General features: G+C 66.6%; 19 protein-coding genes. 13 read left to right on the top strand and 6 right to left on the bottom strand.

Annotated elements, in window-relative coordinates; genetic code table 11:
- The first annotated feature begins 58 nt into the window (after nucleotides 1-58).
- From VQ065_RS06430 to VQ065_RS06460, 7 genes are all read left to right on the top strand, one after another.
- Nucleotides 59-5,299 (top strand): DNA repair ATPase, encoded by a 5,241-nt coding sequence (locus tag VQ065_RS06430; RefSeq protein ID WP_014603981.1) that lies wholly within the window; start codon nucleotides 59-61, stop codon nucleotides 5,297-5,299.
- Nucleotides 5,300-5,317: 18 nt separating this feature from the next.
- A complete protein-coding gene (locus tag VQ065_RS06435) occupies nucleotides 5,318-6,010 on the top strand; it encodes a phospholipase D-like domain-containing protein (RefSeq protein ID WP_003092598.1) in 693 nt (230 codons plus the stop codon).
- A gap of 106 nt (nucleotides 6,011-6,116) precedes the next feature.
- On the top strand, nucleotides 6,117-6,656 hold the full coding sequence (locus VQ065_RS06440) for a YaeQ family protein (protein ID WP_003092594.1): 540 nt from the start codon (nucleotides 6,117-6,119) through the stop codon (nucleotides 6,654-6,656).
- A 43-nt stretch (nucleotides 6,657-6,699) separates the two neighbouring features.
- Complete coding sequence (recJ, locus tag VQ065_RS06445) at nucleotides 6,700-8,415, top strand: single-stranded-DNA-specific exonuclease RecJ (protein ID WP_003092592.1); 1,716 nt, start codon at nucleotides 6,700-6,702, stop codon at nucleotides 8,413-8,415.
- A gap of 286 nt (nucleotides 8,416-8,701) precedes the next feature.
- Nucleotides 8,702-10,198, top strand: a complete 1,497-nt coding sequence (gene lasB, locus VQ065_RS06450) for a M4 family elastase LasB (protein WP_003092588.1) — start codon at nucleotides 8,702-8,704, stop codon at nucleotides 10,196-10,198.
- Nucleotides 10,199-10,367: 169 nt separating this feature from the next.
- A complete protein-coding gene (locus VQ065_RS06455) occupies nucleotides 10,368-11,474 on the top strand; it encodes an NADH:flavin oxidoreductase/NADH oxidase (RefSeq protein ID WP_003092581.1) in 1,107 nt (368 codons plus the stop codon).
- A 188-nt stretch (nucleotides 11,475-11,662) separates the two neighbouring features.
- Entirely contained in the window at nucleotides 11,663-12,013 is a 351-nt protein-coding gene (locus VQ065_RS06460; protein WP_003092579.1) for a hypothetical protein, read from the top strand.
- 12 nt (nucleotides 12,014-12,025) lie between these two features.
- Here the strand turns inward: VQ065_RS06460 and nalC are convergent, their stop codons facing one another.
- Entirely contained in the window at nucleotides 12,026-12,667 is a 642-nt protein-coding gene (gene nalC / locus VQ065_RS06465; RefSeq protein WP_003092577.1) for an efflux system transcriptional repressor NalC, read from the bottom strand.
- A gap of 203 nt (nucleotides 12,668-12,870) precedes the next feature.
- Between nalC and VQ065_RS06470 the strand changes: the two genes are divergently transcribed.
- From VQ065_RS06470 to VQ065_RS06480, 3 genes are all read left to right on the top strand, one after another.
- A complete protein-coding gene (locus VQ065_RS06470) occupies nucleotides 12,871-13,296 on the top strand; it encodes a hypothetical protein (protein WP_003092574.1) in 426 nt (141 codons plus the stop codon).
- Nucleotides 13,297-13,303: 7 nt separating this feature from the next.
- Nucleotides 13,304-13,465 (top strand): MexR antirepressor ArmR, encoded by a 162-nt coding sequence (armR, locus tag VQ065_RS06475; protein ID WP_003092571.1) that lies wholly within the window; start codon nucleotides 13,304-13,306, stop codon nucleotides 13,463-13,465.
- Nucleotides 13,466-13,612: 147 nt separating this feature from the next.
- Nucleotides 13,613-14,854, top strand: coding sequence for an MFS transporter (locus tag VQ065_RS06480; RefSeq protein WP_003092570.1), 1,242 nt, complete (start codon nucleotides 13,613-13,615; stop codon nucleotides 14,852-14,854).
- An 86-nt stretch (nucleotides 14,855-14,940) separates the two neighbouring features.
- Here the strand turns inward: VQ065_RS06480 and VQ065_RS06485 are convergent, their stop codons facing one another.
- Nucleotides 14,941-15,282, bottom strand: coding sequence for an FKBP-type peptidyl-prolyl cis-trans isomerase (locus tag VQ065_RS06485; RefSeq protein ID WP_003092567.1), 342 nt, complete (start codon nucleotides 15,280-15,282; stop codon nucleotides 14,941-14,943).
- A gap of 210 nt (nucleotides 15,283-15,492) precedes the next feature.
- On the opposite strand from VQ065_RS06485, the gene VQ065_RS06490 reads away from it, so the two are divergent.
- The gene (locus VQ065_RS06490; protein WP_003092564.1) at nucleotides 15,493-17,193 is read left to right on the top strand and encodes a WG repeat-containing protein; all 1,701 of its coding nucleotides are present in this window, start codon (nucleotides 15,493-15,495) and stop codon (nucleotides 17,191-17,193) included.
- A 78-nt stretch (nucleotides 17,194-17,271) separates the two neighbouring features.
- Here the strand turns inward: VQ065_RS06490 and VQ065_RS06495 are convergent, their stop codons facing one another.
- The 3 genes from VQ065_RS06495 to VQ065_RS06505 form a co-directional block, all read right to left on the bottom strand.
- Nucleotides 17,272-18,075 (bottom strand): hypothetical protein, encoded by an 804-nt coding sequence (locus VQ065_RS06495; RefSeq protein ID WP_003092562.1) that lies wholly within the window; start codon nucleotides 18,073-18,075, stop codon nucleotides 17,272-17,274.
- Between the two features lie 120 nt (nucleotides 18,076-18,195).
- Nucleotides 18,196-18,837: a two-component system response regulator TtsR gene (gene ttsR / locus VQ065_RS06500; protein ID WP_003092560.1), complete on the bottom strand. Its 642-nt coding sequence runs from the start codon at nucleotides 18,835-18,837 to the stop codon at nucleotides 18,196-18,198.
- 323 nt (nucleotides 18,838-19,160) lie between these two features.
- A complete protein-coding gene (locus VQ065_RS06505) occupies nucleotides 19,161-21,023 on the bottom strand; it encodes a flavin monoamine oxidase family protein (protein ID WP_003092556.1) in 1,863 nt (620 codons plus the stop codon).
- A gap of 321 nt (nucleotides 21,024-21,344) precedes the next feature.
- Between VQ065_RS06505 and VQ065_RS06510 the strand changes: the two genes are divergently transcribed.
- Entirely contained in the window at nucleotides 21,345-22,040 is a 696-nt protein-coding gene (locus VQ065_RS06510) for a tellurite resistance TerB family protein (RefSeq protein ID WP_003092554.1), read from the top strand.
- Nucleotides 22,041-22,076: 36 nt separating this feature from the next.
- Here the strand turns inward: VQ065_RS06510 and VQ065_RS06515 are convergent, their stop codons facing one another.
- Nucleotides 22,077-22,982, bottom strand: coding sequence for a LysR family transcriptional regulator (locus VQ065_RS06515; protein WP_003092552.1), 906 nt, complete (start codon nucleotides 22,980-22,982; stop codon nucleotides 22,077-22,079).
- A gap of 171 nt (nucleotides 22,983-23,153) precedes the next feature.
- Between VQ065_RS06515 and VQ065_RS06520 the strand changes: the two genes are divergently transcribed.
- Nucleotides 23,154-24,827, top strand: a complete 1,674-nt coding sequence (locus VQ065_RS06520) for a GMC family oxidoreductase (protein ID WP_003092549.1) — start codon at nucleotides 23,154-23,156, stop codon at nucleotides 24,825-24,827.
- The last annotated feature ends 31 nt before the right edge of the window (nucleotides 24,828-24,858 follow it).

Here is a 24,858-nt window from a genome sequence, read left to right on the forward strand (position 1 = left end):
GGGCAGGCCGCTCGGGCCGGTTTCCATCGATGACCGCCGTAGACCCAGGAAGACCAGGATGTCGGACACTCAAGCCTCAACTCCCGCGCAGGACGTATTGGACAAGGCCGTTGCCGAGGGCGGCGCCTACGAGGTGCTGCACAAGCGCCTGCTGGAGCAGGGCCAGCGCCTGCGGCAGACCGCCGAAAGGCTCAACGCCAGTCGCCTGGAGGAGTTCGGCGACAGCCAGATGGATGTGATCGGCCGGGTCCGCATCCGTACCGAGAACAACTGCATCGCCCGCGATATCGTCCAGGTCGGCGATTGCCTGCTGTTCGGCTACAACGTGTTCATCGGCCTGCGCAAGGAAACCGGCGTGGCCGACGTGTTCTCCCTCTACCGCCTGGTGGAGGGCAGCGAAGGCTACGAGGCGGAGCCTGTGCCACTGGGGGACAGCTTTCTCGCCGCGCCGGGCTTCGTCAACGACTTCAACGAGCTTTACACCTACTACAAGAACACCCGCCTGCTGCAACTGGCGATCCGCGACGGCAAGCTGCTGGCCAGCTTCCAGATCGGCGAGCGGATCACCGACATCCGCGTGTTCCGTTGGTCGATCTCCAGCGACGGCAGCGAAGTCCGCTACATCGACAACCGCGGCGAGCGCGACATCGCCTTGCCGGCACCGTTCGACTTCGAATGGCAGCGGGCTACCCGCGAGATGGTGGTGGAGGGCCGCTTCCCGCACCTGAACATCCTCGACACCCTGTTCGTCGAGACCATTGGCGGCGACCTGACCATCAAGGTCGAGAACAACACCGAGGTCGGCCTGGGCATCTATCGCGAAGAGGTGATGGACAAGACCCAGTCGCTGGACGACGCGCAGGTTGAATTCGCCCGCCTCGGCAGCCTGCTGCTGCTCAAGGTCCTGCCCTATCGCGAAGAGCAGTGGCGCTACCTGGTGTTCAACAGCCTGACCGGCAAGGTCGAGCGCATCGACGCCATCGGCCTGGCCTGCATCCAGTTGCCGGAGGACCACGGGATCATATTCCCCGGCGGCTACTACCTGCAGAACGGCGAGTACCGCACCTTCGAGCAATCCATGGAAGGCATGCGCTTCAAGCGCTCGGTACGCTCGCCCAACGGCGAGGACGTGCAGTACGTTTTCTACCATCCCGAGCAGGGGCGGAACGTGCTGCTCACCTACAACCTGATCAACCGCCAGTTGCAGAATCCGCTGTTCGGCCACGGCTACGCGCGCCTGGAGGACGGACGCATGGTGATCTTCGCCGCCGAAGGCGAGGAACCGACCCGCATCCATCCGATGCAGGTCTGGCAGACGCCGTTCTGCACCGAGGAGTACGCGGCCCGCCAACCGGCGCGTAGCGGTTTCCTCGGGCGGATCGGCAATGCCGAGCTGGTGCGCGGCATCTCCGACCTCTACGACCTGTGCCGGGAGATCGAGACTCCGGCAGTTTCGATCCAGCGCTACTCGCTGCTGTGCCAGAACACCCAGCGCCTGTTCGACGTCTACCACTGGCTCGGCAGCGACCAACTGGACGGCTTGGCGCCGCTGTTGCGCGAAGTGGCGGCGACCGCCGAGCTGGTGCTCGACGAATACGAGAAGGTCGAGAGTATCCGCCGCCAGTCGGCCCAGGCGATGGTCGACGCGGAGGAGCGGCACAAGGCGCTGCTCTCCGGCTTGCTGCCCGACGGCTGGGACCGGGTGCAGCAGTTCGTCGACGGGCTCAACGGCATCACCGCCCAGCGTGGCTTGCTGCTGACCATCCGCGAGTACCGCTACATCGACGTGGCGCGACTCGACGCCATGGAGGCCGAACTGCTCGCGGCCCACGAGCGGGTGGCCGCCGCCACTGCGACCTTCCTCGCCAGCGAACAGGCCCTGCAGCCCTTGCTGGAGCGCCTGCAGAGCCTCGATGGCGAGGCGCAGAAAGCCGAGACCGTGGCCCAGCTCGGCGAGCCGCTGGCGGCCCTGGAGGCGATGGCTGGCGACCTCGACATGCTGTCCTCGCTGATGGCTTCGCTGCGCATCGACGACGCGACCCAGCGGACCCGCATCATCGAGTCGATCTCGGAGATCTACGCCCGCCTGAACCAGGCCAAGGCGCGCGCCGAGCAGCGGCGCAAGGGGCTCGGTTCGAGCGAGACCGTGGCCCAGTTCGGTGCCCAGTTCAAACTCTTCGGCCAGGGCATCACCAACGCCCTGGCCCAGGCCCAGGACCCCGAGCGCTGCGACGAGCAACTGTCACGCCTGCTGGTGCAACTGGAGGAACTGGAAAGCCAGTTCGGCGACCATGAGCAGTTCCTCGGCGACATCCTGGCCAAGCGCGAGGAGCTGCTGGAAACCTTCGAGGCGCACAAGCAGACCCTGCTCGACGAGCGCCAGCGCAAGGCCCAGGGATTGCTCGACGCCGCCCGGCGAATCCTCGACAGCCTGCAACGACGCACCGCGCGCTTCACCCAGGCGGAGGAACTGAACGCGTTCTTCGCCGCCGACCCGCTGATCCTCAAGTTGCGCGAACTGGCCGAACGTCTTCGCGAATTGAAGGACAGCGTCAAGGCCGACGACGTCGAGGCGCGCCTGAAGGCCGCGCGCGACCAGGCGGTCCGCGCATTGCGCGACAAGAGCGAGCTGTTCGAGGAAGGCGGCGACGTCATCCGCCTGGGCCCGCGCCACCGCTTCAGCGTCAACACCCAGGAACTCGACCTGACCCTGATGCCGCGCGGCGACGCGCTGTACCTGCACCTGACCGGCACCGATTTCCTCGAACCGCTGCAGGACCCGCGGCTCGATGAGTTGCGCGGGTTCTGGCAGGTGAACCTGGAGTCCGAATCGGAGACGCTGTACCGCGCCGAATATCTCGCCGGCGAAGTGCTCGCCGCCGCCGACGCGGGCCGCGATGGCTTCAGCCTGGAGCGCTTGCAGGCGCTGCTGGCGCAGCCGGACGAGCTGGCGCGGGCGATCCGCGATTTCGCCGCGCCGCGCTACAAGGAGGGCTACGAGAAAGGTATTCACGACCACGATGCGGCGGCGATCCTGGTTCGCCTGCTGCCATTGCGCGAGAGTGCCGGACTGCTGCGTTACGCGCCTTCGGCGAGGGCCTTCGCCAGCCTGTTCTGGAGCCGCCGGCGCGAGGAGCGGGAAGTCGCCGGCTGGCCCGAGCGGGCACGCAGCAGCCGCAGCATCCAGCAGATGTTCGGTCGTGACGACGGCCTGCTCGCCCTTCGCGGCGAAGTGGCCTCGGCGATGCGTGCGCTGCTCGCCGAACAGCCCATCGCGCTGGACCCGCAGCATATCGACGAGGCGGCCGAGTACCTGGTCTGGGAATTGTCCGCCGAGCGTCCCGAATTCACCTTCAGCAAATATGCCCGGCAATTGCAGGAAGGACTCAAGCTGCGCCTGCAAGGCGCGCGTCTATGGGACGACTACCGGCAGACCCTGGAGCGTCTCGGCGAGCGGCCCGCCGCCCAGTGGGAACTGGCCGGCAACTGGCTGCGCGGACTATGTGGCGACGCCGAGTTCCAGCCGCTGGCGGCCTACCTGGACGAGGCGGTGGCGCTCTCGTTGCTGGACGAGGAGATGCCACGACGGATCACCGAGGTCGACCTGCGCTTCCAGGTCGACGGCCTGATGGGCGAGCATCCGCGCATCGTCGAACGCGGCCTGGCGCTGGCGGTGGACGACTTCTTCGGCCGCCTGCGTCGCCATCGCCAGCAATTCCTGCCGGGGCTGCGGCGCTACCAGGCGCTGCGCCAGGAGATCGTCGAACACGAGCGCGAGGCATTGCGCCTGGCCGAGTTCAAGCCGCGACCGCTGTCCTCGTTCGTTCGCAACAAGCTGATCAATGACGTCTACCTGGGTGTCATCGGCGACAACCTGGCCAAGCAGATGGGGACGGTGGGCGAGAACAAGCGCACCGACCTGATGGGCCTGCTGATGCTGATCTCCCCGCCAGGCTACGGCAAGACCACCCTGATGGAGTACGTGGCGCACCGCCTGGGGCTGATCTTCATGAAGATCAACGGTCCTGCCCTCGGCCACGAGGTGCGCTCGCTCGACCCCGGGCAGGCGCCGGACGCGACTTCGCGGCAGGAACTGGAGAAGCTCAACCTGGCGCTGGAGATGGGCAACAACGTGATGCTCTATGTCGACGACATCCAGCACACCCATCCGGAGTTCCTGCAGAAGTTCATCTCCCTCTGCGACGGCACGCGCCGGGTGGAAGGGGTGTGGAAGGGCCGGACCAAGACCTACGACATGCGTGGGCGGAAGTTCTGCGTGGTGATGGCGGGCAACCCCTACACCGAGTCCGGCGAGGTCTTCCGCATTCCCGACATGCTCGCCAACCGCGCCGACATCTACAACCTCGGCGACACCCTCAGCGGCATGCAGGAGGCGTTCTCCCTCAGCTACATCGAGAACGCCCTGACCTCCAACCCGGTTCTCGCGCCGCTGGCCACCCGCGACATGGCCGACGTCTATCGCTTCGTCGCCAAGGCCGAGGGCAAGCCGTTCTCCAGCAACGAGCTGGCCCACGGCTACAGCGGTGCCGAGATCAACGAGATCAGCAGCACCCTGCAACGCCTCATGCAGGTGCGCGACGTGGTGCTCAAGGTCAACCAGCAGTACATCGCCAGCGCCGCCCAGGCCGACCAGTACCGCAGCGAGCCGCCGTTCAAGCTGCAGGGCAGCTACCGCAACATGAACAAGATGGCGGAGAAGATCTCCGCGGTGATGAACGATGCCGAGCTGCTGCAACTGATCGCCGACCACTACCAGGGCGAGTCGCAACTGCTGACCACCGGAGCCGAGGAGAACCTGCTGAAGCTCGCCGAACTGCGCGGCAACCAGAGCCCCGAGCAGGCCGAGCGCTGGGCGCAGATCAAGCGTGACTTCCTGCGCAACAAGTCCATGGGCGGCAGCGACGCCGACGTCGGCGGACGGCTGGTGGCGCAGCTCAACGATCTGGTGGAAAGCGTCCGTGGCCTGGCTCGCGAACCCCAGCCGGTACAACCGGCGCCCTGGGACGAGTTGCTGGCTGGATTGCGCCAGCTCGGCCAGGGCGCGCCGGCGCTGAACGTCGAGGTGACGGCGCCTGCGCAGCCGGGCGTGCAGCAGGTGCTGGAGAGCCTTGCCGCCTGCCTGCAGGACAGTTTCCTGCCGCTGATCAAGGTGATGGACCGCAAGATCGACGTCGACCTGCGCACGCACAACCGCATCAACGAGATATCCAGCCGCCTCGACGAACTGGGCCGGTTGCTGGGCGGCGAGCAGAGGCCGCTGGAGGACGATCAACCCTGAGGACACGAGGAGCGGGAAATGGACTTCGACGGATTGGACCGCCAGCTGCGCGACAGCCTGGCCGATCTGAAGCTGAGCAACGAGGAGCGGGACGAACTGCGCCAACTGGGCAGCGAGCTGGCGCCCGACCAGGTGCGTTTCCTGCGCAACCGTGCCTTCGACCTGGTGCGTGAGCTGGTCCTCGTGGAGGAGCAGGGCGAACGGATAGCCGCCCTGAAGTGGCTGGAGCAGGTGGTGCGCACCCTGGAGGTTACCGCGGCGGCGCCGCGCAGCCGCGCCAGCGCCTATTTCAGTCCCGGCGAGGAGTGTCGGCGGAAGATCCGCGAACTGTGCCGGCAGGCCAGGCAGAGCCTGGACATCTGCGTGTTCACCATCTCCGACGACCAGCTCAGTGCGGAAATCCTGGCCTGCCATCGGCGCGGTGTTCCGGTGCGGATCATCAGCGACGATGACAAGCAGTTCGACGAAGGCAGCGACATCCATGCGCTGCGCGAGGCCGGCGTGCCGCTGCGAATCGACGACAGTCCCTTCCACATGCACCACAAGTTCGCCCTGGTGGATGGCGCCTGGCTGCTCAACGGCAGTTTCAACTGGACCCGCAGCGCCAGCGTCAACAACGAAGAGAACCTGCTGGTAACCGACGACGCCGTGCTGATCGGCGCCTATCGGCGCGAATTCGAGGAACTCTGGGGCCGCTACGCCCCGCGCTGAGCGGCAGCGACGCGAGAAAGGCAGGGCAGGCGGTCGGCCGGCGGACCGCACGCGGGCGGGTTTCAGGTTAGACTTGCGCCCTTTCGCTTCCCACGCCGGTATTCCCATGGCCCTGCAATCCACGCCCTATAAAGCCGATATTTCCCTCACCGACCTGGACCGCGGGGTCTACGAGACGTTGCGCCTGACCGTGGCCCGGCACCCCTCCGAGACCGAGGAGCGCCTGGCCGTGCGCTTGCTGGCCTACGTGCTGTGGTACGGCGAGCAGATCGCCTTCGGGCGTGGCCTGTCGGACGTGGACGAACCGGCGCTCTGGGAAAAGAGCCTGGACGGCCGGGTCCTGCACTGGATCGAAGTCGGCCAGCCGGACGCCGAGCGCATCACCTGGTGCTCGCGTCGCTGCGAGCGCTTCAGCCTGCTCGCCTATGGCAACCTGCGGGTCTGGCAGACCAAGGTGCTGGACAGCGTGCGCAGCCTGAAGAACATCAACGTCGCGGCAGTGCCCCAGGAACCCCTGGAGAGCCTGTCCCGCGACCTGCCGCGTTCGATCAACTGGACCGTGATGATCAGCGAGGGCACCCTGTTCGTCACCGACGAGAACGGCCAGCACGAGTTGCAGCTGGAATGGCTGCAGGGCGAGCGTTGATCGCCGTCGCCGTTTCCTTCCGTCGAGCCGAACGAGTGACCTGATGCGTATCGAACCCCGCCCCCTGCCCGAAACCCTGCCCGATCTCGGCGACCTTCCGCCATTGCTGGCACGCCTGTACGCGGCTCGTGGCGTGCGTTGCGCCGAGGAGCTGGACAAGGGCCTGGCGCGGCTGATTCCCTTCCAGCGGCTGAAAGGCATCGAGGAGGGCGTGGCGCTGCTGGTGGATGCCCTGGAGGGCGGCCAGCGGATTCTCATCGTCGGCGACTTCGACGCCGACGGCGCCACCGCCAGCAGCGTCGGCGTGCTGGCCCTGCGCATGCTCGGCGCGGCCTGGGTCGATTACCTGGTGCCGAACCGCTTCGAGTACGGCTACGGCCTGACCCCGGAGATCGTCGGCGTGGCCCTGGAGAAGCGTCCCGACCTGCTGGTGACGGTGGACAACGGCATCTCCAGCGTGGACGGCGTCCAGGCGGCGAAAGCCGCGGGGCTCAAGGTGCTGGTCACCGACCACCACCTGCCTGGCCCGGAACTGCCGGCGGCGGATGCGATCATCAACCCCAACCAGCCGGGCTGCGAATTCCCCAGCAAGGCCATGGCCGGGGTCGGGGTGATCTTCTATGTGATGCTGGCGTTGCGGGCGCGCCTGCGCGAGCTGGACTGGTTCGCCCGGCGCGGGCTGAAGGAACCGAACCTCGCCGAGCTGCTCGACCTGGTGGCGCTGGGCAGCGTCGCCGATGTGGTGCCGCTCGATGCCAACAACCGCATCCTGGTCCACCAGGGCCTCGCGCGCATCCGCGCCGGCCGCGCCCGGCCGGGCTTGCGCGCGCTACTGGAGGTGGCCGGGCGGCCTCCGGTACGGATCACCTCCACCGACCTGGGTTTCATCCTCGGTCCGCGCCTGAACGCGGCGGGTCGGCTCGACGACATGTCTCTCGGCATCGAATGCCTGCTCTGCGACGACGAAGCGCTGGCCCGCGACATGGCGGTGCAGCTCGACCAGTTGAACCAGGACCGCAAGGCCATCGAGCAGGGTATGCAGCGCGAGGCGCTGGCGCAGCTCAAGGAGCTGAGCCTGGAGCAACTGCCGTTCGGCTTGTGCCTGTTCGACGCCGACTGGCACCAGGGCGTGATCGGAATCCTCGCCTCGCGCCTGAAGGAGCGTTACCACCGGCCGACCATCGCCTTCGCCGATGCCGGCGACGGCAGCCTGAAAGGCTCGGCACGGTCGATTCCCGGCTTCCACATCCGCGACGCGCTGGACGCGGTAGCCGCCCGTCATCCCGGGCTGATCAGCAAGTTCGGCGGCCACGCGATGGCTGCCGGACTATCGTTGCCGCAGGAAAACTTCGGCGCTTTCTCCGCCGCCTTCGATGCCGAAGTACGCCGCCAACTGGCCGAGGAGGACCTGGCCGGGCGCCTGCTCTCCGATGGCCAGTTGAGCATCCAGGAGTTCCACCTGGAGCTGGCGCGCGCGTTGCGCCAGGCCGGTCCCTGGGGCCAGCACTTTCCCGAGCCGATGTTCCACGGGGTGTTCCAGCTGGTGCAGCAGCGGATCGTCGGCGAGCGTCACCTGAAGCTGGTGCTGAAAAGCGAATGCGGCTCGCTGCAACTGGATGGCATTGCCTTCAACATCGACCGCGAGCAGTGGCCCAACCCTACCGTGCGCTGGGCCGAGCTGGCCTACAAGCTCGACGTCAACGAATTCCGCGGCCAGGAAAGCGTGCAACTGATGATCGTCCACATGGCCCCTCGTTGAGCGCGTCCCGGGGCTGGGGGCAACCTAGCTGCCACCTGCTTTTCTGCTAGCTATTCCAGCGAAAACATACAGATTTCCGGCGAAATCAAGGCTACCTGCCAGTTCTGGCAGGTTTGGCCGCGGGTTCTTTTTGGTACACGAAAGCACCGTCGAAAACGGGACCGAGCCAGGGGAGTGCAGTTCCTTCTACCCGAAGGACTGATACGGCTGTTCCGATCAGCCCACAAGGCGGCGGTAAGCGTCGGCCGAGTACTTCGGCCTGAAAAAACCAGGAGAACTGAACAAGATGAAGAAGGTTTCTACGCTTGACCTGTTGTTCGTTGCGATCATGGGTGTTTCGCCGGCCGCTTTTGCCGCCGACCTGATCGACGTGTCCAAACTCCCCAGCAAGGCTGCCCAGGGCGCGCCCGGCCCGGTCACCTTGCAAGCCGCGGTCGGCGCCGGCGGTGCCGACGAACTGAAAGCGATCCGCAGCACGACCCTGCCCAACGGCAAGCAGGTCACCCGCTACGAGCAATTCCACAACGGCGTACGGGTGGTCGGCGAAGCCATCACCGAAGTCAAGGGTCCCGGCAAGAGCGTGGCGGCGCGGCGCAGCGGCCATTTCGTCGCCAACATCGCCGCCGACCTGCCGGGCAGCACCACCGCGGCGGTATCCGCCGAGCAGGTGCTGGCCCAGGCCAAGAGCCTGAAGGCCCAGGGCCGCAAGACCGAGAATGACAAAGTGGAACTGGTGATCCGCCTGGGCGAGAACAACATCGCCCAACTGGTCTACAACGTGTCCTACCTGATTCCCGGCGAGGGACTGTCGCGGCCGCATTTCGTCATCGACGCCAAGACCGGTGAAGTGCTCGATCAGTGGGAAGGCCTGGCCCACGCCGAGGCGGGCGGCCCCGGTGGCAACCAGAAGATCGGCAAGTACACCTACGGTAGCGACTACGGTCCGCTGATCGTCAACGACCGCTGCGAGATGGACGACGGCAACGTCATCACCGTCGATATGAACGGCAGCACCAACGACAGCAAGACCACGCCGTTCCGCTTCGCCTGCCCGACCAACACCTACAAGCAGGTCAACGGCGCCTATTCGCCGCTGAACGACGCGCATTTCTTCGGCGGCGTGGTGTTCAACCTGTACCGGGACTGGTTCGGCACCAGCCCGCTGACCCACAAGCTGTACATGAAGGTGCACTACGGGCGCAGCGTGGAGAACGCCTACTGGGACGGCACGGCGATGCTCTTCGGCGACGGCGCCACCATGTTCTATCCGCTGGTGTCGCTGGACGTGGCGGCCCACGAGGTCAGCCACGGCTTCACCGAGCAGAACTCCGGGCTGATCTACCGCGGGCAATCCGGCGGAATGAACGAGGCGTTCTCCGACATGGCCGGCGAGGCCGCCGAGTTCTACATGCGCGGCAAGAACGACTTCCTGATCGGCTACGACATCAAGAAGGGCAGCGGTGCGTTGCGCTACATGGACCAGCCCAGCCGCGACGGGCGATCCATCGACAACGCCTCGCAGTACTACAACGGTATCGACGTGCACCACTCCAGCGGCGTGTACAACCGTGCGTTCTACCTGCTGGCCAACTCGCCGGGCTGGGATACCCGCAAGGCCTTCGAGGTGTTCGTCGACGCCAACCGCTACTACTGGACCGCCACCAGCAACTACAACAGCGGTGCCTGTGGAGTGATTAGCTCGGCGCAGAACCGCAACTACTCGGCGGCTGACGTCACCCGGGCGTTCAGCACCGTCGGCGTGACCTGCCCGAGCGCGTTGTAAGCTCGGTGGCCCCGGCCGGCACTCCAGGAAGGAATGCCGGCCGGGGCCGCTCAAGCCGTCTTCCGCCAGGAGGACGGCTGCTTTATGTCGCTTGGGCCGCTGGCCTCCGCGAACCCGGTCTAAAGTTCAGGGGTGAGCATTTATTCCAAGACCGACCGGGAGTCCTGCCATGAGTCTGCTGTTCGAGCCTCTTAGCCTGCGTCAAATCACCTTGCCCAACCGCATCGCCGTATCGCCCATGTGCCAGTATTCGGCGCAGGAGGGCCTGGCCAACGACTGGCATCTCGTGCACCTGGGCAGCCGCGCGGTGGGCGGCGCCGGCCTGGTGATCGTCGAAGCCACCGCGGTGTTGCCCGAGGGGCGCATCACCGCCGACGACCTCGGCATCTGGAGCGACGCGCATGTCGAGCCGTTGCATCGCATCACCCGTTTCATCGAGTCCCAGGGCGCGGTCGCCGGGGTTCAGCTGGCCCACGCCGGGCGCAAGGCGAGTACCTGGCGGCCGTGGCTGGGCAAGCACGGCAGCGTGCCGATCGGCGACGGCGGCTGGATACCGGTGGCGCCGTCGGCGATCCCGTTCGATCCCCAGCACACGACCCCCGAGGCCCTGAGCGAGGCGCAGATCGAGGCGCTGGTGCAGGCCTTCGTACGCGCCGCCGAGCGCTCCCTGGCTGCCGGCTTCAAGGTCGCGGAGGTGCATGCGGCCCACGGCTACCTGTTGCATCAGTTCCTCTCGCCGCTGTCGAACCAGCGTCGCGACCAGTACGGCGGCTGCTTCGAGAACCGCATCCGCCTGCTTCTGCAGGTCACCGCCGCGGTGCGCAAGGCCTGGCCGGAAGAGTTGCCATTATTCGTGCGGCTGTCCGCCACCGACTGGGTGGAGGATGGCTGGAACCCCGACGAGACCGTGGAACTGGCCCGGCGCCTGAAGGACCTGGGCGTGGACCTGATCGACGTGTCTTCCGGCGGTACCGCGGCGAATGCGGAAATCCCGGTAGGACCGGGCTACCAGACCGAGTTCGCCGAACGGGTGAAGAAGGAGGCCGGCATCGCCAGCGGCACGGTGGGCATGATCACCGAGCCGGTGCAGGCCGAGCATATCCTGCGCACCGGCCAGGCCGACCTGATCCTGCTTGCCCGTGAACTGCTGCGCGATCCGTACTGGCCGTTGCACGCCGCCGACGAACTGCGCAACGAGCAGATGCCCTGGCCGCCGCAGTACCTGCGAGCCGCTCATCGCAGCACGCCGCCGCGCAAATCCCTGGAAATGCAGTGAGCCGTCGGGGCCGTCGGCGCGGCGAGGCGCCGGCGGTCCACCTGATGGAAACCTTTGCCGCCCTTGGCGGTCTGCCTGGCATCAGGAAATCATCCTGAGCGTTTCGCGGGAGATATTGCGTAATGGCAATATGATGCTATTCTCCCGCGACGTTCGCTCCGGACCGCACTTCGAGAAAGGATGCTCGCATGCACGCCAACGCCGGTTCTCCCCACGCCTCCCTGCCTGACAGCGATGTCGCCCTGCTGGCCAATATCCTGGTCCTGGCGACACGCAACATGAACAACATGACCACCATGCTGGCGCACCTTTCGGTGGAACTCAGCCAGAGCGAGGAGCCACGCCTGCAACGGGTCGGTCACCGGGTCCTGAACGAACTCTCGGAGCTGGGGGCCGCCCTGGAGACCCAGTGGGACCTGATCGGCGCGCTGTCGCGCTTCTCGCCCCTGCTCGAGCGCACCCTGCCGCGCCAGGAACCCCTGGTCACCGAGATCCACCTCACCGATCTGCCGGGCCAGGCGCTGCCGCCCTCCGCCTGAACGGCGCGTCGCTCAGCCCTGCGCGGGGCGCTGCGACAGGTGTTCCAGGTAGCAGGCGATGATGTCCACCGACAGCTTGAGGCGGGTTTCCAGCAGCGCCATGGTCGGCTGGAAGTCGGCCACGCTGAGGGCCTTGAGGAACAGGTCGGCCTTGAGCATCTCGAGAAACTGGCAGGCCACCGCGTAGAGCGTTTCCTGGTCCATGTGGGGGGCGACCGCTGCCAGTCGCTCGCTGAGCAGCAGGTAGCTCTGCTGCGGCCCCTGCTCGTAGAAGGACTTGCCGATTGCCGGAAACCTCGGAGATTCCGCCACCACCAGGCGATAGAGGCTCTGGCAGCGGGGATCGAGCAGGCTGGTGAGAAAGCGCCGGCCGAAATGCTCGAGGGTGGCGCTCAGCGTGGCGGCGGGGCGCGGCTGATCGGCGCTGTCGTCGAAGATTTCCTCGATCATGTGGGCGATCACCGCGGCGAACAGGCCTTCCTTGCCGCCGAAGGAGCTGTACAGGGTTCCCCGTGAACCACCGGCCCGTTCAATCACCATGTCCAGGGTGGTGCCTTCGAAACCGTGTTCGAGAAAGGCCTGGGTGGCGGCGTCGAGCATGGCGCGGCGGCGTTGCCTGCCGCGTTCGGTCAGACGGGGGGACGCATCGTTCATGGGCGGTATCGGGCCTCGCGGGGTGGCGGTCGGAAGGTGCGCATGGTGGGCCGTCGGGACGGTCCGTTCAAGTCTCCAGGCGGTTTGCTGAGAGCGTTTCTCGTTAGGGTTGACGCTGGTCATTTAAGAACTGTATCGTACAGTACTGTTTTGGCAAGCACTTCCGCTCATTCCTCCGCCTTGCCTCCCCGCAGGAGTCCCCCATGAATGCCCCCGCTAAGAGCCTGTTGGATATCGATGCCTTTCCCCTGGTCCAGGTCCGCGAGATGCCCCGCGAGCTGGCCGATGTCGAGCGCTGGTTGGAGGAGGTCGAAGCGCTGCTGGCCGTCGAGTGCGATTTCGCCCTGGTCTATCCGCCACTCCCGCAGGAAGAAGCTGAAGGCGACCAGCAAGCGCGCAAGCGCCTGGTGTTGTGGCTCAAGGAAAATCGCCAGCGCTTCGCCGAGCATTGCCGGGGCATCCTGCTCAGTGCCAACGGCCAGCCGGACAACCTCGCCGACCTGCAGCAGCTGGCGCCGGTGCTGCAGGCCGTCTACGGCCCGCCGGTGAGCGTGGCGCCGGACCTGGCGTCCGCCCGCGGCATGGCGAAGGCGCTGCTGAGCGGGCCGGCGACGGGGATGAACTGGTGACGCCGCCATGTCCCTGAACACTCCGCGCAACAAACCGTCCCGCACCGAGACCGAAGCTGTCGCTGCCACCTCGGAACGATCCGCCGTCGGTCGGCGGGATTGCACCGAGCAGCTGCGCCGGGCGGCCCGGCGCAATGCCTGGGACCTCTACGGCGAGCACTTCTACTGAGTGGGCGTGCCGGATTGCCATTGGTGCGGGCGATGGAACACATCGTTTGATTCCTGGGCTCTTTACCTCAAGTTAACTTGAGCTATCAGAATCCGCGCAGAGCGTCTGGCGACCTTGCCTGGCGCCACTCCATGCCCGGAGGCAACGATGGATAGCCCGTCCACTCCCGCTCGTCCGCACCCCCAGGCCAGCCCGCGATGGCTGGCAGTTGCCAATGTGATCTTCGCCGGCATCGCCGCCGCCCTGCATGTCGGCAAGGCGACCATCGCCCTGCCGTCGCTGCAACGGAGCTTCGGCGGCGACCTCGCCGCGCTGAGCTGGATCATGTCCGCCTTTCCGTTCGTCGGCGTATTCGGCGGCATCGCCGCCGGCCTCCTGGTGCGTCGCTGGGGAGATCGCCGGCTGCTGACCGGCGGACTGGCGATTCTCGGCGGAGCGAGCCTGCTCGGTGCGTCGATGCAGGACTTCGCCTGGTTGCTCGCCACTCGCTTCGTCGAGGGGCTCGGTTTCCTCATCGTGGTGGTGGCGGCGCCCGCCGTGTTGCACAGGATTACCAGCGAGACGCGGCGCAGCGTGGTGTTCGGTCTGTGGAGCACCTTCATGGCAGGCGGAATCGCCCTCTCGATGCTGTTCGGGCCGCTGCTCGCGGACTGGCGCGCCGACTGGCAACTGAGCGCACTGCTGGTACTGGCCGCGGCGCTGCTGCTGCCGCTCAGCGTCCCTGGCGACGATGGGCGCAGGGCGGCAGGCGTGAGGCCGGCCGGTCTTGGCACGTTGCTCAAGTCTCCGGCGATCACCCTGCTGGCGCTCGGCTTCACCACCTACAACCTGCAGTTCTTCGCCCTGATGACGTTCCTCCCCGTGTTCCTCATGCAGCGCCTGGGCGTCGCCCTGGAGACTGCGGGACTCATCGGCGCGGCCATCGTCGCGGCGAACGCCCTGGGCAATGTCGCGGCGGGCTTCATCCTTTCCCGCGGCATACGTCCCGGCGCCTTGCTGGCGAGCACCGCGATCCTGATGGGAGTCACCGGTGCGGCGTTCTTCCATGCCGCGACGCCGGGGCTCCTGGCGATTGCGCTGGGGTTCGTCTTCTCGGCGGTCGCCGGCATGCTTCCCACCACCGTGCTGGCGACCGCGCCGCTGGCCTCGCCCACGCCTTCGCTGACGCCACTGGCCATCGGCTGGGTAATGCAGGGCAACTACCTGGGGCAGGTGATCGGCCCCTTGCTGATCGGCCTGATCGTCAGCCGTTTCGACTGGTCGGGCGCGATCGGCCTGATGCTGGTCGCGGGCGCGGCGGGGGCCGTCCTGGGGTTCTGCCTGCTGCGTGTGCTGGACGGCCTGCCTCGCGCCATTGCCACGGGTTCCGCGGCTCGCCCCGCGGATTAGAAGAGAAACCGGCTTCGTGCAGGGCGAATAGTCGAGCGACTATTCGTCCTGCGCATGGCGGCCAGAGGCCGCCGCCGTCCCTCGGCTCAGTCGTCGCGGGTGAGCACTTCCAGCAGTTCGATCTCGAACAGCAGGTTGGAGTGGGGCTTGATGTGCGCGCCGACCTGCCGTTCGCCGTAGGCCAGGTGGGAAGGGACGAACAGCCGTCGCTTGCCGCCGACCTTCATGCCCATCAGGCCCTGGTCCCAACCCTTGATCACTCGTCCGGTGCCGATCACGCACTGGAATGGCCGGCCGCGCTCGTAGGAGGAGTCGAACAGCGTGCCGTCTTCCAGGGTGCCCTTGTACTGGGTGGTGATCAGCGCACCCTTCACCACCTCCTTGCCGTCGCCCAGGAGGAGGTCTTCGATCTGCAGTCGGTCGTTCATGGGGCGGTACCTGCGCGGTTTGCGGAAAGCCGCGATTCTGCCAGCAAGCGCGCCGCCTGTCGCCGAGCCGACGGACCAGGGCATTGCCAGGCGGTCCGCGGCACGGGCATCATGCCCGCGCCTTTCCGCCGGGAAGGCTACCGCGTTCCGCGATGTCGCGCGCATCGCGGCTGGACACATATCTCAGGGATCATACGAGAACATATCCGCATGCAAAGACTGTCGCGTATCGGCCGCAACACCTTCGCCGTCTCCGTTTCCACCTTGCTCCTCAGCGCCTGCAACCAGGGCGACGATGCGCCGAAGCCTGCGGCGGTCGCGCCGCAACCGGCCGCACCGAGCATGGCTGCACTGAGCATCCCGCTATGCCTCAACGGCCAGTGCGCGGTGATCGACCAGGACGCCAAGCTGCTCGTGCCGTTCGACAACGACTACGACAATATCGTCGCCAGCGCCTACCAGGGCACCCTGATGGCGGCGCGCGAGGAGCGCTGGAACCTGATCCAGGCGAAGGACGGCAAGGTGTTGCGCGACGATATCGGCGAAGCCCTGTCGCTGCTCACCCCCAACCTCTATGGCTTCGTCCGCGATGGCAAGTACGGCGTGGTCGACGGCCAGGGCAAGGAAGTCCAGGCGCCGCGTTTCGACGACATCTACCCCAACAGTGCCAACGAATTCATCATCTACGAGATCGATGGCAAGCGCGGCATCCTCGATGCCAAGGGCAAGCAGCTCACCGAGGCGCTCTACGACACCACCCTGGTCAACGGCAGCGTCGCCGAACACGGCGGCTTGATCAGCGCCGAGCGTGGCGAGGAGAAGTGGATCATCAACCTCGCTACCGGCGAACAGAAGGCCGTGGCCTACGAGAGCCTGGGCGACCTCCACGACGGCGTGATGAGCGCCAGCGTCATCGGCAAGGGCTCCCAACTGGTGGATGCCAAGGGCGACGTGGTCGGTGACGGCAATAGCTACGATTACCTGGGCACCCCGGCCAACGGCCTGGTGGCGTTCCGCGAGAAGTACGACAGCCCCTGTGGCTACCTCGACTACCAGGGCAAGGTGGCGATCGCCGCCCAGTTCGCCGGTTGCGGCGCCTTCGGCAAGCAGGGCGGGCTGGCTCAGCAGCGCATGGAAGATGGCTCGTCGGGCAAGTACGGCCTGATCGATCGCAGCGGCGCCTGGAAGGTGCAGCCGCAGTACGATTCGGCCGACAGCGCCGGCCTCACCGCGCTTGGCTACACCGTCGACGTGCCCGGGCTGGCTGCCGTCGGCGTGAGCACCGGCCTGTTCAGCGCCGACTTCGGCATCTTCAACCTCGACGAAGGCAGCGAGTGGGTGAAGCCGGGTTATGCGCAGATCGGCGCGCTGGGCAACGACCTGTTCGTCGTGGCGAAGAAGGGCGGGCCGCAGAAGACCGTCAGCTTCATGGGTTCGGAAAGCCAGGTGCCGGTGGTGGGCCTGATGGACCGCAGCGGCAAGATGCTGCTGGAGCCGGGCGAACTGATCAGCATCCAGTCTGCGTATGACGGTCGTTTCCTGGAAGCTCTCGACGGTATGGACAACGCTGCCCACACCGTGTTGCTCGATCGCCAGGGACGCACGCTGGTTCCGGCGCTCTGGCAGAAGCTGGAGGTGAATCCGCAGCAGGGCTACATCCTGGGCTACGAAGTCAGCGGCACTGGCGACGAGGCGACGGAAACCTTGCGCGCACTGTACGACCTGAACGGCAAGCCGCGCTTCACCGTGGCCACCACCGATTGCGGCGCCGAACAGTTGCTCGACGGCAATGGCAAGGCGATCTGGCCGCAGGATCCGACCCCGTATTGCCAGTCGGACGAGGAGCAGGACGACGAAGGCGAGCCGGAGCAGGAGCCCGCCGAAGAGAGCGAAGAAACCAGCGAGAGCTGAGTTCCCTGCGCGCGTCCGCCCCTTGCGGCGGGCGCGCGGTTCCGCTGTTTCGCCGTGGCTGGTGGCCACGGCCTTCCCTCACTGGCGATGCCAGAAGTCCGAATACTCCTCGAACGGGTAGCGCTCGCCGTCGTAGCGCAGCGTGCGCTTCACCGTGCGCAAGGTTTTGCCGTTCTCCGTTTCGCCGTCGCTGACCCGCGAGGTGACGACCAGGTCGGCAAAGCCGTTGGAGCGTCCACGGCCGAGTTCCAGGGTCAGGTGCGAGACTTCCTGTTCGAACCCGGGCTCGGCGGAGCAGACCGAGCCTTTCAGCGTCCTCCACTGGTCCAGGTAAGTGTTGAGCACCGGCCGCAGCTTGCCGTCGCCGGCCGGCACCACCAGGGTCAGCAGGTTGTCGAAGCCGGCTTCCGGACAACTGGCGCCGCGCGCCACGCTATGGAACACCACGCCGAAGGCGCGCACCGTCGGGCTCAGGCGGTAGCGCGCGGTGTCCAGCCAGAGGCTGTCGCTGCCGACGGCGACGGATGCGTCTTCTTCGAAGTCGCTGTCGTAGCGTTCGAGCAGCCTGCCGCTGCGGCTGTCGGCCTTGGCCAATAGCAGATGCGGGTGGCGTTCGCCTTCCACGGCGGTGTCGCCCGGATCCAGGTAGGCCATGGCGATCACCGTCTGCGCGGGGTCGTCCGGCCAGGGCTTGCAGGCCACGGCGAGGAACGGACCGGAAGATTCGTACGAAGGGGCTATCCAGCCATCGTGGCCGACCTGCCTGGCTACGGCGTCAAGCAGTCGCGACGCGCAGGGCTGCGGTTCGCGGGCTTCGGCCTGGCTGGCGAGTCCCAGCAGCAGGAGGCAGAGTCGGGCGGAGAGGCGGCGGTTACGGTCCATGTGAAAAGAGTCCTTTGGCGGAGGCGGGCACGGATGACGCCCGGCGCTGCGGGACATTCTAGCGGCTGCGCGGACCTTGCGAAGCGGGCTGGCGGGGCGGACATATCGCGGCCGCGCTGCTCAGGCCAGGCCGTTTTCCCGGATGTAGATAAAGAGTCCGGCATTGCTGTCCAGGCCAAGCTTGCGCATGGCGCTGCTCTTTTGCGCGCTGATGGTCTGCTTGCTGCGGCACAGTCGGATGGCGATTTCCCCGACCGCCAGGCCGCTGCCGTACAGGCGCAGCACTTCCACTTCGCGCGGGGTGAGTTGTTCGAGGCTGGCCAGCGGCTTGCCGTGCTCGGCTTCGCCCACTTCCAGCAGGTGTGCGATGGAGCGCGAGATGAATGGTCGACGGCCGGCGTGGCGGATCGCCTTGGGCAGATCGTCGAGCATGCCGCGTTTGCTCACCAGGCCGTGAATGCCCAGCTTGAGCAGGGATGAAACGAGTGCCGGGTTGCCGAGCATGGTGACGACGATGATCGGCAGGTCCGGATAGCGCCGCCGGACCTTCTGCACCAGGCGCAAGCCGTCGGCCTGCTGGCTGCCGGGCATCATCAGGTCGGTGATCAGCAGGTCGCAGGGGTGCGCTTCGAGCTGCGCCAGCAAGCCATCGGCGTCCTGGGCCTGGGCGACGATCCGCAGGTCGTCGTACGCACTCAGCAGATAGCGCATGCCGATCAGGGTGAGGGCGTGGTCGTCGACGAGGATGACGCGTGTTTTCATGAAATCGAACCCGATCGAGGTGGAGGTTTCCGCAGCGGCTACCGGCAACGCCGACAGGCGGATAATCCGCCAGGAGGCAGCTCCGGACGGGCTCGAATTCTAGCGATGGTGTCTGTCGGTTTAATCAGGACTTTTCTGAATGCTAGTAGGAAATTTCCTATGTGTTTTCCCTAGGTTATTTCGAGGGGAGGCCGAGAAACATAGGGTCGTTGAACGGCTTTCGTGGAGTAGGGGTTGAAATCGCTGTCAGTACATTTCTGTCAGTCTTGCTGGACATCGGAAGGGCGCGACGGCAGCGCGGGTTCCGCTGCCGTCGCCGTCCTTCAACCCAGTTCGCGGACTGCCCGCACCGCCTGGTCGATGGCGGCATGGGCGTAGGCATCCCAGGCCGCATCCGAGTTGGCGATGGTGACATTGCCGACCTTGCTTCGCGCCAGTTCCATCAGCGCTTCGCTTTCCGCCTCGTCGTCGTAGAGGGTATTCATGAAGTAGGAGTAGCCGTGCGACCAGCGGTTCACGGTGATGCCGGTGATGTCGCGACGGTGGTCAAAGCCCGCCGGGCCGAGCATGGCCTGGAGCTGGTCGCGGATGTCCTTTTCCAGTTGCTCGAAGCTCATCGCGTAGAGCTTGCTGCGGCCTACGCGAGCCTGGGTGCGGGCGTCCATGCCGGCGTTCGGGGTGGTCGGCACGTAGACCATGTGCACGCCGATCGGCTGCCGCGGGTCGCGTGGATGCCGGTAGCTGCCGAGGTCGACCGGGAAGTCCAGCTTGATCCGCGAGTAGGGCAGGGTCGGCGCGTAGATCTCGTGGATGCCGAGGGTCTTCCAGGCCTGCCAGTTGCGCAGCAATACCTTGGTGTACACCAGCGGGAACTTGACGTTCTGGCTCAGCGCGTGGGCCTGCTCCTCGGAGAGGTCGCGCAGCAGGTACGGCACCATCATGTTGTAGCAGGCCATCACGCAGTGCTTGCCGCGTACCCGGTGCAGGCGGCCGGCGCGGCTGTAGCCGACATCGACGCCGCCGGCGCGGTTGCGCACGCTGACGGCGGTGCTGTTCAGGCGCAGGCGCACCGGGTGCCCGGCGAGGTCCAGCTTCGAGTAGTCGAAGCGGGCCATGACGATGTCCTCCATGCCTCGGCCCGGCGCCACCGCAGGGATCAGGTCGCGCACCATGAGCCGAGCCAGCGAGGCGTTGCCGTCGGGGAAATGGTAGATGTACGGCTCGTCCATTTCCGCCTGGGCCTCCTCGCTGGGTTGCGGCAGGCCGAGGGCGTCGAAGCCGGGGAAGCCGGCGGCGTATGCGTCGGCCGCCGGCAGGGCGTCGGCGCCGAGGGCAGAGAAGTCGTTGCTGCGGCCCTGGAAGTACTTCACCGAGGTTTCCGAGAGCCCGACGTTCTTGAGCAGGTAGTCGCGGTAGCTGGTCTTCGCCAGGTAGGTTTCCTTCTCTTCCACGTTCTTGTCGGCAAGATAGTCGCGAGGTGATTCGTACAGCGCGATGAGCGCCTCCCGGTCTTCGCGGCTCAGCGGGAAATCGCCGATGAAGGCGCGCCAGGAGCGGGCATTGAGACGATCGCGGGGGACCTCGTCGGCAACCATCGGCGTCGGGTCGCCGCTGACCAGCTTGTCCACGCCGAAGCTGGCCTTGTCGAAGAACACCGCGCGGGACAGGCCCAGGCCGGGGTAGAAGTCGGTGTCGAAGGCTGTCTCGAAGCGCTTGAGCTCGACGCCCAGGCGTTTCAGCAGGTGTTTGGCGTCTTCGCTGTAGAGGGCGTTCGGCGATTGCAGCGACTCGCTGCCGCCGTAGCCGAGGATGGTGCGCCCGCCGGCCTGGAATTCGTTGCGCTTGGCATGGCCGCCGAAGTCGTCGTGGTTCTCGATGACGAGGATGCGCGCCGCGGGGTGCCGTTCGCGATAGAACCAGGCGGCGGCGAGGCCGCTGATGCCGCCGCCGACCACCACCAGGTCGTATTCCTCTTCGATCGGCAGGTGGTCGACATCGAAGGTCTTCTTCTCCCAGCCCATCTGGTGTGCGACTTCGAAGGCGCCCGGATGGCTACCGCGCAGGCCGGTGAGCGCGGGCGGATAGTAGCGGCCGCCGGGGGCGGCGCGGAGGATCTCGGCGGGGGACAGGCCTGCGGCGATGGTCAGGGCTACGCCGTTCAGGAAGTCGCGGCGGGAGATGGTCATGGGAAGTCCTTTGCGAGGCAGTGGGTGGCTCGGGGGAGCCATGTTCACAGTTTGCTGTTGCGAATGCGCGCGGAGCGGCTGGCGTTGGACGCCGACCCGCAGTCGCGGGCGGGCGCGGAGTTTAGAGGGCCATGCCGGCGCGTCGAAGGGCTTTCTGCTGGCACTAGGCCTCTATCTGGAAAAATGTGACATGCGTCGCGCTTTGCCAAGGTGTCCGCGGAGGCCGGCAATATCTCGAAGCAAACTCCCGGCGGGCAGCGCGGACGCGAAGGGCTAGAGTCGGTCGAATCCGGTTGTTACCGAACGTCCTGGAGGTTCCTCATGAATACCCGTGGTTTGCTCGACCAATTGCTCAAGTCCGGGCAGGAAATGTTGCAGAACAAGACCGGCGGCAAGCCCGGCGCCAGCGGCGGCGGACAGCTCGGCAGCCTGCTTTCCGGCGCCGGCGGCGGAGCCCTGGCGGCCGGCGCCATCGGCCTGCTGCTGGGAAACAAGAAGGCGCGCAAGTTCGGTGGCAAGGCGATCACCTACGGCGGCCTCGCCGCGCTCGGGGTGATCGCCTACAAGGCCTACAACAACTGGCAGCAGCAACAGAACGGCGCCGCGCCGCAGGCGCAGCCGCAGACCGTCGACCGCCTGCCGGAAGCCCAGGCCGAAGTGCATAGCCACGCGATCCTCCAGGCCATCGTCGGTGCGGCCAAGGCCGACGGCCACATCGACGAGCGCGAACGGCAGATGATCGAAGGCGAGGTGGCCAAGCTGACCAGCGACCGCGAGGTGCAGGGCTGGCTGGAGCGCGAGCTGAACAAGCCGCTGGATCCGGCCGAGATCGCCCGTGCCGCGAGCACCCCGGAGATCGCCGCGGAGATGTACCTGGCCAGCCTGCTGATGGTCGACGAGGAAAGCTTCATGGAGCGCTCCTACCTCGAGGAGCTGGCGCGGCAGCTGCGCCTGGAGCCGTCGTTCAAGCTGGAGCTGGAGAACCAGGCCAGACAGGCGCTGCAGCGCCTGGCCTGAGACGGCGGAGTGTCGTTCCGCGGATAACCGCCGCCATCATGGCGGCGGCGTCGCCGAAGGGCCGAGCAGAACCTCTCGCTCGCGCTGGCACAGCTCCAGCAGGAAGTCCCAAACCACCCGCAGGCGCACCGAGCGGTGCAGCTCCCGCCGGGTGCTCATCCAGTACTCGCGCTGGATGCTTTCCTCGGGCAGCACCGGTACCAGCAACGGATCGCGGCTACCCATGAAGTGCGGCAGGATCGCCAGGCCGATGCCGGCCTGTGCCGCCTGCTGCTGGGCGACCACGCTGGTGCTGCGGAACACGACCTGCGGGTGGCGGCAGAAACTGTGGTGGAACATCAGTTCCTGGCTGAACAGCAGGTCGTCGACGTAGCCGATCCACTGGTGCCTGCCGAGGTCGTCGCGGTCGCGCAGCGGCGGCGCCTGTTCCAGGTAGGCGGGGCTGGCGAACAACGCCAGGCGATAGCGGGTCAGCAGGCGGGTGATCACCAGGTCGGCGCTCGGCCGGTCGAGGGAGATGGCGATGTCCGCTTCGCGGTTGGTGATGCTGACGAAGCGCGGCACCGAGACCAGCTCGACCTCCAGGCCCGGGTAGTGGCGCATCAATTGCGCCAGGCGCGGAGCGAGGAAGACGCTGCCGAGGCCTTCGGTGACGCCGATGCGGATCTGCCCCAGCGGCGAGATGCTCTGGCTCATTTCTTCCTGGGCGAGCAGCGCGGTGTTCTCCATCGCCTCGGCGTGCTTGAGCAGCGCCTGGCCGGCCGGAGTCAACTGGTAGCCGCCGGTGTGCTGGGCGAACAGTTGGGTGCCGAGGTCGCGCTCGATGTTCTCGATGTGCCGGGCCACTGTGGCGTGAGTGGTGCCGAGACGCTTGGCGGCGGTCAGCAGGCGACCGCTGCGCTGCAACTCGAGGAAGAAACGCAGGTCATTCCAGTCGAACATGGGAAGCGCCTTCTGCCGGGCCGAGGGGGCGTTGTTAGAAAACGAACAATAGCTGCCCCGAAACGTTTGTTTTTTTATCGCGAATGAACGACTAGCCTCAAGCCGTTCGAGACTTGCCGGTCATCCGCAGGTCCGACGGCCCATCACAAGAACGACAAGACGAGGCTCGCCATGCCCGAGGTACTGGATACCTACGACTACCTCATCGTCGGCGCCGGACCTGCCGGCTGCCTGCTGGCCAACCGGCTTTCCGCCGACCCTGCCAACCGTGTCCTGCTGCTGGAAGCCGGCGGCCCGGACAACTATCCCTGGATCCACATTCCCGTCGGCTACCTCTACTGCATCGGCAACCCGCGTACCGACTGGTGCTTCGACACCGACAAGGTCCCCGGGCTCAACGGTCGTTCCCTGAAGTACCCGCGCGGCAAGGTGCTCGGAGGATGCTCCTCGATCAATGGCATGATCTACATGCGTGGCCAGGCCCGCGACTACGACCAGTGGGTGGCCGAAGGCAATCCGGGCTGGAGCTGGAGAGAGCTGCTGCCGCTGTTCCGCAGGATGGAGGACCATTTCGCCGGGACCAGCGAAATGCACGGCGCCGGCGGCGAATGGCGGGTAGAACGCCAGCGGCTCTCCTGGAAGCTGCTCGATGCCTTCCAGCAGGCGGCGGCGCAGACCGGAATCGCCAGCGTCGAGGATTTCAACGGTGGCGACAACGAAGGCTGCGGCTACTTCCAGGTCAACCAGCGTGGCGGGGTGCGCTGGAATGCCTCGAAAGGCTTCCTGCGCGGCATCGCCCAGCGCGCCAACCTGACGGTTCTGACCCATGCCGAAGTCCAGCGGGTGCTCCTCGAGGACGGCCGCGCCAGGGCCCTGTCGGTCCGTTGGCAGGGCCGCGAGCAGCGCTTCGAGGCGCGCCGCGAGATCGTCCTGAGCGCTGGCGCGATCGGTTCGCCGTGCCTGCTGCAACGCTCCGGGATCGGCCCGCGGGACCTGCTGGAGCGGCTCGGTGCCGGGGTCGTCCACGAGTTGCCCGGGGTCGGCGGTAACCTCCAGGATCACCTGCAACTGCGCATGATCTACAAGGTCGACGGCGTTCCCACCCTCAACCAGATCGCCGGCAGCCTATGGGGCAAGCTGGGCATGGGCCTGCGCTACCTGGCGAGCCGCAGCGGGCCGTTGTCGATGGCGCCGAGCCAACTGGGCGCCTTCGCCCGCTCCGATCCGCAGCAGCCCTCGGCCAACCTCGAATACCACGTCCAGCCGCTCTCGCTGGATCGCTTCGGCGAGCCGCTGCATGCCTTCCCGGCGTTCACCGCGTCGGTCTGCGACCTGCGTCCGCACAGCCGGGGAACGGTGCGCATCCGCTCGCTCGACCCGGGCGAGGCGCCGTCGATCCAGCCCAACTACCTGAGCGATCCGCGCGACCTCAAGGTCGCCGCCGACGCCATACGCCTGACCCGCCGCATCGCCGCCGCGCCGGCGCTGGCCGCCTTCCGTCCGCAGGAGTACAAGCCCGGCCCGGAATACCGCAGCGAAGAGGATCTGCAGCGCGCCGCGGCGGAGATCGGCACCACCATCTTCCACCCTGCCGGCACCTGCCGCATGGGCCAGGGGCCGCAAGCGGTGGTGGATGCGCAATTGAGGGTGCACGGAATCCCCGGCCTGCGTATCGCCGATGCCTCGATCATGCCCAGCCTGACCTCCGGCAACACCTGTTCGCCGGTGCTGGTGATCGCCGAGAAGGCGGCGCAGATGATTCTCGCCGAGCGCCGCCGCGAGGCCGCGCCGCAGGTCGTCGAAAGCGCCATGGCTACCGGCGGCAAGGAGGCGGTGGAGGCCTGAGGATCGCTACACCCCGTATCGCGTGGCGCCC

The organism is Pseudomonas sp. KBN10P06128 (assembly GCF_037574945.1).
In the GTDB taxonomy this organism is placed as follows: Bacteria; Pseudomonadota; Gammaproteobacteria; order Pseudomonadales; family Pseudomonadaceae; genus Pseudomonas; species Pseudomonas aeruginosa.

Coding starts and splice junctions, on each gene's coding strand:
- lasB (WP_003092588.1), top strand. CDS start 8,702: ATGAAGAAGGTTTCTACGCTTGACCTGTTGTTCGTTGCGATCATGGGT.
- VQ065_RS06455 (WP_003092581.1), top strand. CDS start 10,368: ATGAGTCTGCTGTTCGAGCCTCTTAGCCTGCGTCAAATCACCTTGCCC.
- VQ065_RS06440 (WP_003092594.1), top strand. CDS start 6,117: ATGGCCCTGCAATCCACGCCCTATAAAGCCGATATTTCCCTCACCGAC.
- nalC (WP_003092577.1), bottom strand. CDS start 12,667: ATGAACGATGCGTCCCCCCGTCTGACCGAACGCGGCAGGCAACGCCGC.
- VQ065_RS06435 (WP_003092598.1), top strand. CDS start 5,318: ATGGACTTCGACGGATTGGACCGCCAGCTGCGCGACAGCCTGGCCGAT.
- VQ065_RS06490 (WP_003092564.1), top strand. CDS start 15,493: ATGCAAAGACTGTCGCGTATCGGCCGCAACACCTTCGCCGTCTCCGTT.
- VQ065_RS06480 (WP_003092570.1), top strand. CDS start 13,613: ATGGATAGCCCGTCCACTCCCGCTCGTCCGCACCCCCAGGCCAGCCCG.
- VQ065_RS06470 (WP_003092574.1), top strand. CDS start 12,871: ATGAATGCCCCCGCTAAGAGCCTGTTGGATATCGATGCCTTTCCCCTG.
- ttsR (WP_003092560.1), bottom strand. CDS start 18,837: ATGAAAACACGCGTCATCCTCGTCGACGACCACGCCCTCACCCTGATC.
- VQ065_RS06485 (WP_003092567.1), bottom strand. CDS start 15,282: ATGAACGACCGACTGCAGATCGAAGACCTCCTCCTGGGCGACGGCAAG.
- VQ065_RS06520 (WP_003092549.1), top strand. CDS start 23,154: ATGCCCGAGGTACTGGATACCTACGACTACCTCATCGTCGGCGCCGGA.
- VQ065_RS06430 (WP_014603981.1), top strand. CDS start 59: ATGTCGGACACTCAAGCCTCAACTCCCGCGCAGGACGTATTGGACAAG.
- recJ (WP_003092592.1), top strand. CDS start 6,700: ATGCGTATCGAACCCCGCCCCCTGCCCGAAACCCTGCCCGATCTCGGC.
- VQ065_RS06495 (WP_003092562.1), bottom strand. CDS start 18,075: ATGGACCGTAACCGCCGCCTCTCCGCCCGACTCTGCCTCCTGCTGCTG.
- VQ065_RS06515 (WP_003092552.1), bottom strand. CDS start 22,982: ATGTTCGACTGGAATGACCTGCGTTTCTTCCTCGAGTTGCAGCGCAGC.
- VQ065_RS06460 (WP_003092579.1), top strand. CDS start 11,663: ATGCACGCCAACGCCGGTTCTCCCCACGCCTCCCTGCCTGACAGCGAT.
- VQ065_RS06510 (WP_003092554.1), top strand. CDS start 21,345: ATGAATACCCGTGGTTTGCTCGACCAATTGCTCAAGTCCGGGCAGGAA.
- VQ065_RS06505 (WP_003092556.1), bottom strand. CDS start 21,023: ATGACCATCTCCCGCCGCGACTTCCTGAACGGCGTAGCCCTGACCATC.
- armR (WP_003092571.1), top strand. CDS start 13,304: ATGTCCCTGAACACTCCGCGCAACAAACCGTCCCGCACCGAGACCGAA.